Origin of the sequence: Streptomyces sp. NPDC048278 (genome assembly GCF_040652195.1) — a bacterium.
Classification (GTDB): domain Bacteria; phylum Actinomycetota; class Actinomycetes; order Streptomycetales; family Streptomycetaceae; genus Streptomyces.
The window spans coordinates 79,908-86,359 of record NZ_JBEZLP010000046.1; the positions used below are offsets into that span (position 1 = coordinate 79,908).

At 72.5% G+C, this 6,452-nt stretch carries 5 protein-coding genes and 1 pseudogene; 3 read left to right on the forward strand and 3 right to left on the reverse strand.

The features are described from left to right. Positions 1-57: 57 nt before the first annotated feature. The gene (locus tag AB0D74_RS45025) at positions 58-843 is read right to left on the reverse strand and encodes an NPP1 family protein (RefSeq protein WP_362600430.1); all 786 of its coding nucleotides are present in this window, start codon (positions 841-843) and stop codon (positions 58-60) included. 231 nt (positions 844-1,074) lie between these two features. Between AB0D74_RS45025 and AB0D74_RS45030 the strand changes: the two genes are divergently transcribed. After that, positions 1,075-2,727, forward strand: coding sequence for a carboxylesterase family protein (locus AB0D74_RS45030; RefSeq protein ID WP_362600433.1), 1,653 nt, complete (start codon positions 1,075-1,077; stop codon positions 2,725-2,727). Positions 2,728-2,733: 6 nt separating this feature from the next. Here the strand turns inward: AB0D74_RS45030 and AB0D74_RS45035 are convergent, their stop codons facing one another. Beyond that, positions 2,734-3,897, reverse strand: a complete 1,164-nt coding sequence (locus AB0D74_RS45035; RefSeq protein WP_362600436.1) for a PP2C family protein-serine/threonine phosphatase — start codon at positions 3,895-3,897, stop codon at positions 2,734-2,736. Between the two features lie 96 nt (positions 3,898-3,993). Then, the gene (locus tag AB0D74_RS45040; protein WP_362600439.1) at positions 3,994-4,983 is read right to left on the reverse strand and encodes an aldo/keto reductase; all 990 of its coding nucleotides are present in this window, start codon (positions 4,981-4,983) and stop codon (positions 3,994-3,996) included. 157 nt (positions 4,984-5,140) lie between these two features. On the opposite strand from AB0D74_RS45040, the gene AB0D74_RS45045 reads away from it, so the two are divergent. Further along, on the forward strand, positions 5,141-6,076 hold the full coding sequence (locus tag AB0D74_RS45045; protein ID WP_362600442.1) for a LysR family transcriptional regulator: 936 nt from the start codon (positions 5,141-5,143) through the stop codon (positions 6,074-6,076). Between the two features lie 104 nt (positions 6,077-6,180). After that, a pseudogene (locus AB0D74_RS45050) lies at positions 6,181-6,452 on the forward strand (NAD-dependent formate dehydrogenase); the annotation flags it as partial.

A 6,452-nucleotide genomic window follows, 5' to 3' on the forward strand; every position in this document is an offset into this window, starting at 1 on the left:
CCGGGGCCGGGCTCACCTTCCCGGCCCCGGCACGGTCGTCCACGGGGAGCGGCCGGCTCAGGCGTTCGGGTCGAACGAGATCCCGGACGGCATGGAGTACCCCAGGTTGGCGTTGAACGAGCCGTCCTTGATCTTGATGGTGGCGTCGCCGAAGTCCGCGTTCATCAACTTGTCGCGGTAGCCCGCCGGGTAGCCGTCCCAGCCCACCAGGCGCGGGAAGAACCAGCCGCCGGTCACGTTCTCCGGCGGGTCGTCGTTGGAGTTGGCGAACCGGAAGTCGTGGGTGGACAGTCCGTCCTTGTGGTACACGATCTTCGGGTGGGTGCCGTCGAACCGGATCGCCGAGGCAGCCGCCACCTGGTAGCTGCTGTGCTGGGACACCGAGACGTACTGCACCTGGTTGTTCTGGATCCACACGATGACGTGTTCCCAGTCGTGCCGGTGCCCGATGGCCAGCGGCCCGTACGTCGCCTGGTCCTTCTCGAAGTAGCTGGCGTACATCACCGCGCACCAGCCGTTGTTGCACTTCTCGCGCGAGTAGGTGTTGGCGTTGGCGAGCTGCGCGTAGTCGTGGCAGTGGCCGTTGACGTCGCCGCCGAGCTTCAGCCCGGGGTTCAGGGTGCCGTCGGCGCCGATGGCCGCGGTGGCGTAGCAGCCGTCGCCGTCGTAGTCGTAGGCCGGGGAGAACGTCTGCTCCAAACCGTCGGCGTTCTGCGGCAGCAGCGTCAGGACGTCGGCGTGCGCGGTGGCGGGCACGGCGACGACCAGCGCGAGCGCGCCGAGGGCGGCGGCGAGGGCCTTGCGGAGCGGCCGTCTGCGGGTGGGGGGTTGCAGTGCGGTCATGGGGGACTCCCTGTCGGTGAAAGGCGCAGCGGAGTCTCGCAGTCAGCTCCCGCCGACGACCACCCTTACGACTTAACTTTGACCTAAAGACAATTGAACAGCTCATCCAACTGGGCTCCTGTCGGACGCTGTTGACCTGCTGTGAGTCCACCGGATGCGGTTGCCGCGGGCCGCGCCCGAGGCCAGGCTGCTCGTCGGTTCGTCCCCCCCCGCAGCCCGAAAGGGAACCCCGTGAGCGACACAGACCTGACCTCCGTCCCGTTGAGCCGGCGCGGCTTCCTCGGCGCCGCCACCGCGGCCGGGCTGCTCGGCGCACAGGCCGCACCGGCCGAGGCGAGGACCGCCGCCACCGTGATCTCCACGGAGTCCGGCCAGGTCACCGGAGTCCAGGGCGGCCTGCGCGGCGTCACCGTCTACCAGGGCATCCCGTACGCCGCCACCACCGCCGGCGCCAACCGCTGGCGCCCGCCGCAGCCGGCCCCCTCCTGGGACGGGGTCCGCGCCGCCGACTCCTGGGGCCCCGCCTGCCCGCAGCCGGTCTCGGGCATCCCCGCCGACCAGGTGCCCGCACTCGGCGAGGACTGCCTGAACCTCAACATCTGGACGGCGGCGACCGGTTCGGGAAGCGGCGGCCCCGTCCTGGTCTGGCTGTACGGCGGCGAACAGGCCCTGTGGTCGGGCCAGGAGATCTACAACGGATCGCTGCTCGCGTCGAAGGGCGTGGTCGTCGTCACCCTCGACCACCGCGTCGGCCCGCTCGGCGGTCTCGCCCACCCCGAGCTGACCGCCGAGTCCGCGTACGGCGGCTCCGGCAACTGGGGGATCCTGGACGTCGTCGCGGCGCTGGAGTGGGTCCAGCGGAACATCGGCGGGTTCGGCGGCGACCCGGACCGGGTCACCCTGGCGGGCTGGGCCCAGGGCGCGTCCATCGTGCACATCCTGCTCGCGTCCCGGCAGGCCAGGGGCCTCTACCACCGCGCCCTGCTCTCCTCGGGCGTCCGGTACACGAAGGACCCGGCGCTCGCCCGGGACGCCGGCCGCTACCGGACCCTCGCCGCCGCCGAGGCCGACGGCACCGACTTCGCGGCCCGGCTGGGCGCCGCCGATCTCGCGGGCCTGCGCGCGCTGGACGCCGACGACATCGTCGCCGGCGCCGGCGCCGTCGCCGACACCGCCACCGACTTCGGTCACGTCCTCGACGGACACGTCCTGCCCGACACCTACACCGCCGTCCTGAAGGCCCGCGCCGAGACCGACGTGCCCGTCCTGACCGGCGTCTGCCGGGACGCCAACGGCGCCTCGCCCGGCCTGAAACTGACCCTCGACGCGTTCCAGGCGTACGCCCGCGCAGAGTTCGGCCCGCTGGGGCTCGCGGACACCTTCCTCGACCTCTACCCGGCCGACGGCGACACGACGGCCGCCCAGCAGTTCAACGCCTACGCCCGGGACGAGGAACGCGTCTCCGCCTTCCTGTGGGCGACCCAGTTCAAGGACACGGCCGCCAACTCCAGCGCCGTGCACACCTACTTCTGGACCCGCGTCCCGCCCGGGTACGACGACACCAACCCGGTCATCGGCACCGACGCGACCGGCGCCTTCGAGGGCTCCGACGTCTACTACCTGCTCGGCCACCTCTACAACACCGACCGCCCCTGGACCGCCAAGGACTACGACACCGCCGACACCACCGCCTCCTACGTCGCCCGCTTCGCCGCCACCGGCGACCCGAACGGCGGCTCACTCACCAACTGGCCCGCCGTCGCCACCGACACCCCGCAGACCATGGAACTCGGCGGGAACCCCGGCCCGCTGGCGGTGGCCGACAGCGACGCGAAGCTCGCCCTCCTGACCACGTACCTGCAGGCGCAGAGCACGGAGTTCTGAGGCCTGCTAGGCGCGCGCGGAGCCGTGGCCGAGGATGCCGTGGTGGTGCCGGTGGTGCACGGTCGGGGTGCGGTGCAGGGCGATCAGCGCCGCGTCGTCGCCGAGGTGGCCGCCCGCGTGCGCCAGCAGGTCGCGCCGGATGTGGTGCATCAGCGCCTCCGGACTGGCGTCGGTCCACTGCGCGACCCGCTCGGCGAGCGGGTAGAAGCGGCCCTGCGCGTCCCGGGCCTCGACGACCCCGTCGGTGTAGAGCAGCAGGGTGTCACCGGGCTCGAAGGAGAACACGTCGAGGGTGTGCTCGGAGCCGCCGCCCGCCTCGGGCACGCCGAGGGGCGGCGACGGGTGCAGGCTCGGCACGGTGACCGCGTGCCCCGGGCTGAGCAGCAGCGGCGGCGGATGGCCGGAGCTGGTCATCCGGGTGACCGGATCCGCGTCGGGGATCTCGACCAGCAGCGCGGTGGCGAACCGCTCGCCCGCCTCCTCCGGCGGCTCCAGGTCCGCGGCGTACCGCTGCACGCTCTGGTCCAGGGCGACGGCGAGGTCCGGCAGGGCGACGTGCCGGTGGGCGGACTCCCGGAACGCGCCGAGCAGCAGGGCCGCCTCGCCGATCGCCGACAGGCCCTTGCCCCGTACGTCGCCGATCAGGACCCGCACCTCGTCGTTGCAGCGGGTGGCCGCGTACAGGTCGCCGCCGATCTGCGCCTCGTCCTCGGCGGCCAGGTACAGCGAGGCGATCCGCAGCGGTCCGATGTGCTCGGGCAGCGGCCACATCAGGACGTGCTGCGCGGCCTCGGCGACCGAGCGCACCTGGGCCAGCTGGGCGCGGCGCCGCTCACGGATCGCGCTGTAGACCACCACCATCACCGAGAGCACCGTCAGGGTGACGATCTGCACGATGTGGTTCGCGGTGGTCAGACCACCGTGGAACACCGCGATCACCACCTGCGCGATCACCGCCAGCACCCCGACCAGCGCGGTCGACCGGGGTCCCGCGAAGGACGGGGTGAGCGCCGGGGCGATGACCAGGGCCGGGCCCAGATGGATGCTCTCGGGGGTGCGCAGGTCCGCCACCGTGATCACCAGGATGAGCAGGACCGGGAGCAGCAGCAGCGCGTGCGACGACTGCCACGACCGCCGCAGCCCCGTCACACAGCCCTGCAGCTTGCCCATGCCACCAGCGTGCGCCACCGCCTGGGGACCGGCCACCGCGAGCCGGGCGGTTCCCCGGCGGCGCCGCACGGCACCTCCGGGGAGATCTACGGCTCCCTAGAGGTTCACGGACCGCATCCCGGCCGCGTCGTAGCGCTCGCCGGCCGCCCGCGGCACCTCGGCCTCGATCCGGGCCAGGTCCTCCTTGGTCAGCTCGACGTCGACCGCGCCCGCGTTCTGCTCCAGGTAGGTGACGCGCTTGGTGCCCGGGATCGGCACGATGCCGTCGCCCTGCGCCAGCACCCAGGCGAGGGCCAGCTGGGCCGGGGTCACCTCCTTCTCGGCGGCGATCTCCTTCACCTTGGCGGCCAGCCGCAGGTTCGTCTCCAGGTTGTCGCCGGTGAAGCGGGGACCGGTACGGCGCCAGTCGTTCGCGTCGAGGTCGTCCGGGGAGGAGAACCGGCCGGCCAGGAAGCCGCGGCCCAGCGGCGAGTACGGGACGAACCCGATGCCCAGCTCCCGGCAGGCCGGCAGCACCTCGTCCTCCGGGTCCCGGGTCCACAGCGAGTACTCGGTCTGCACGGCCGCGACCGGGTGCACGGCGTCGGCCCGCCGGATCGTCTCGGCGCTCGCCTCGCTCAGCCCGATGTGCCGCACCTTGCCCTCGGCGACCAGCTCGGCCAGGGCGCCGACGGTCTCCTCGATCGGCACGTTCGGGTCGACGCGGTGCTGGTAGTAGAGGTCGATGTAGTCGGTGCCCAGACGCCGCAGCGAGCCGTGGACCGAGCTGCGGACGTGCTCGGCCGAGCCGTCCTGCGGGCCGATGCTGCTCATGTCGCCGGGGACGGCGTGGTCCATCCGGTAGTTGAACTTCGTGGCGATCACGTACTCGTCCCGGTGCCCCCGGATCGCCTCGCCGACCAGCGACTCGTTGGTGAGCGGCCCGTAGAGCTGCGCGGTGTCGAGGAAGGTGACGCCCAGTTCCCGCGCGCGGTGGATGGTGCGCACGCCCTCGTCCTGGTCGGCGGTGCCGTAGAAGGCGGACATGCCCATGCACCCGAGGCCGATGCTGCTCACCTGAAGATCCCGCAGATTGCGCTGTCGCATGTGACTCCCAGCCTTTCCCGCTGACTCGTTCTCCTTCCGGACGCTACGACTTGGAGAGCACTCGAAGTCAAACGGGCGCCGCCGATCCGGTACACCTGGACCCGGAGCCCGTCCCCGGTCCCTCGTATCCGCCGAACAGCCCGCCCGCGGAGGCCGCATGCTGCTGCGCCAGCTCGAATACCTCGTCGCACTCGCCCGGGAGCGGCACTTCGGCCGGGCGGCGGTCGCCTGCCACGTCTCGCAGCCCTCCCTGTCCGCCGCGATACGCCGGCTCGAACACGAACTGGCGGTCCCGATCGTGCGCCGGGGCCGCCGCTACGAGGGCCTCACCCCCGAGGGCGAGGTCGTCCTGGCCTGGGCGCACCGGATCCTCGCCGAGGGGGACGCGCTCCGCCAGGAACTGTCGGCGCTGCGCGACGGCCTCACCGGCACCCTGCGGCTCGGCATCGTCCCCACCGCCGTCCCCGTCGCCTCCCTCCTCACCGGCCCCTTCTGCGACCGGCACCCGCACGCCCGGGTCGCCATGGAGTCCCTGTCGTCGGCCGACATCCGGCGCGGCCTCGCCGAGTTCGAACTGGACGCCGCCATGACCTACCTGGACGACGACGAACTGCGCCAGGTCCGCCGCTTCCCGCTCTACGAGGAGCGGTACGTCCTGCTCACCCCGGTCGGCGGCCTCCTCGGGGACGCGGTCACGGCCACCTGGTCGCAGGCCGCCGCCCTGCCGCTGTGCCTGCTCGGGCGGCGCATGCGCAACCGGCGCATCATCGACGAGTGCTTCGCCGCCGACGGCGCCGCCCCCGTCCCGGCCGTGGAGTCCGACAGCGTGGCCGGCCTCTACGCCCACCTTCCCGGCGGCCGGTGGTCCAGTGTGATCTCGCACGCCTGGCTGCACATGTTCGGCGTCCCGGAGGGCATGCGCGTGGTCCCCCTGGAGGGCCCGGTCCACGGCCCCCGGGTCGGACTCGTCGTCGCCCGCAGCGAACCCCAGTCCGTGCTCGCCGGCGCCCTGGTGAAGGTCGCCCGGGAGGCGGGCCTGCGGGACGCCCTCGACAGCCGGCTGGACGCCGTCCTGGCCGGCCGCGACCGGTGATAGGCACGGCCTATCACGGGATAGCGACGTTCGCTTTGACCTGCGCGGTTGCCCCCGAGGATCGTGGAACGCACCTTCCGCAACGGAGCTGAGGAGCCGCCATCATGGCCAAGGTGCTCTGCGTCCTGTACGACGACCCGACCGACGGATACCCCACCGGCTACGCGCGCGACGACATCCCGGTCATCGACCACTACCCCGGCGGCCAGACCACGCCCGCCCCCGAGGCGATCGACTTCACCCCGGGCCACCTTCTCGGCAGTGTCTCCGGCGAACTGGGTCTGCGGTCCTTCCTGGAGAAGGCCGGCCACACCCTGGTCGTCACCTCCGACAAGGACGGCGCGGGGTCGGTCTTCGACCGTGAGCTGGCCGACGC

Excerpts from the sequence above, each read along its gene's own strand:
- AB0D74_RS45045 (WP_362600442.1), top strand. The coding sequence starts at position 5,141 with ATGCTGCTGCGCCAGCTCGAATACCTCGTCGCACTCGCCCGGGAGCGG.
- AB0D74_RS45040 (WP_362600439.1), bottom strand. The coding sequence starts at position 4,983 with ATGCGACAGCGCAATCTGCGGGATCTTCAGGTGAGCAGCATCGGCCTC.
- AB0D74_RS45025 (WP_362600430.1), bottom strand. The coding sequence starts at position 843 with ATGACCGCACTGCAACCCCCCACCCGCAGACGGCCGCTCCGCAAGGCC.
- AB0D74_RS45035 (WP_362600436.1), bottom strand. The coding sequence starts at position 3,897 with ATGGGCAAGCTGCAGGGCTGTGTGACGGGGCTGCGGCGGTCGTGGCAG.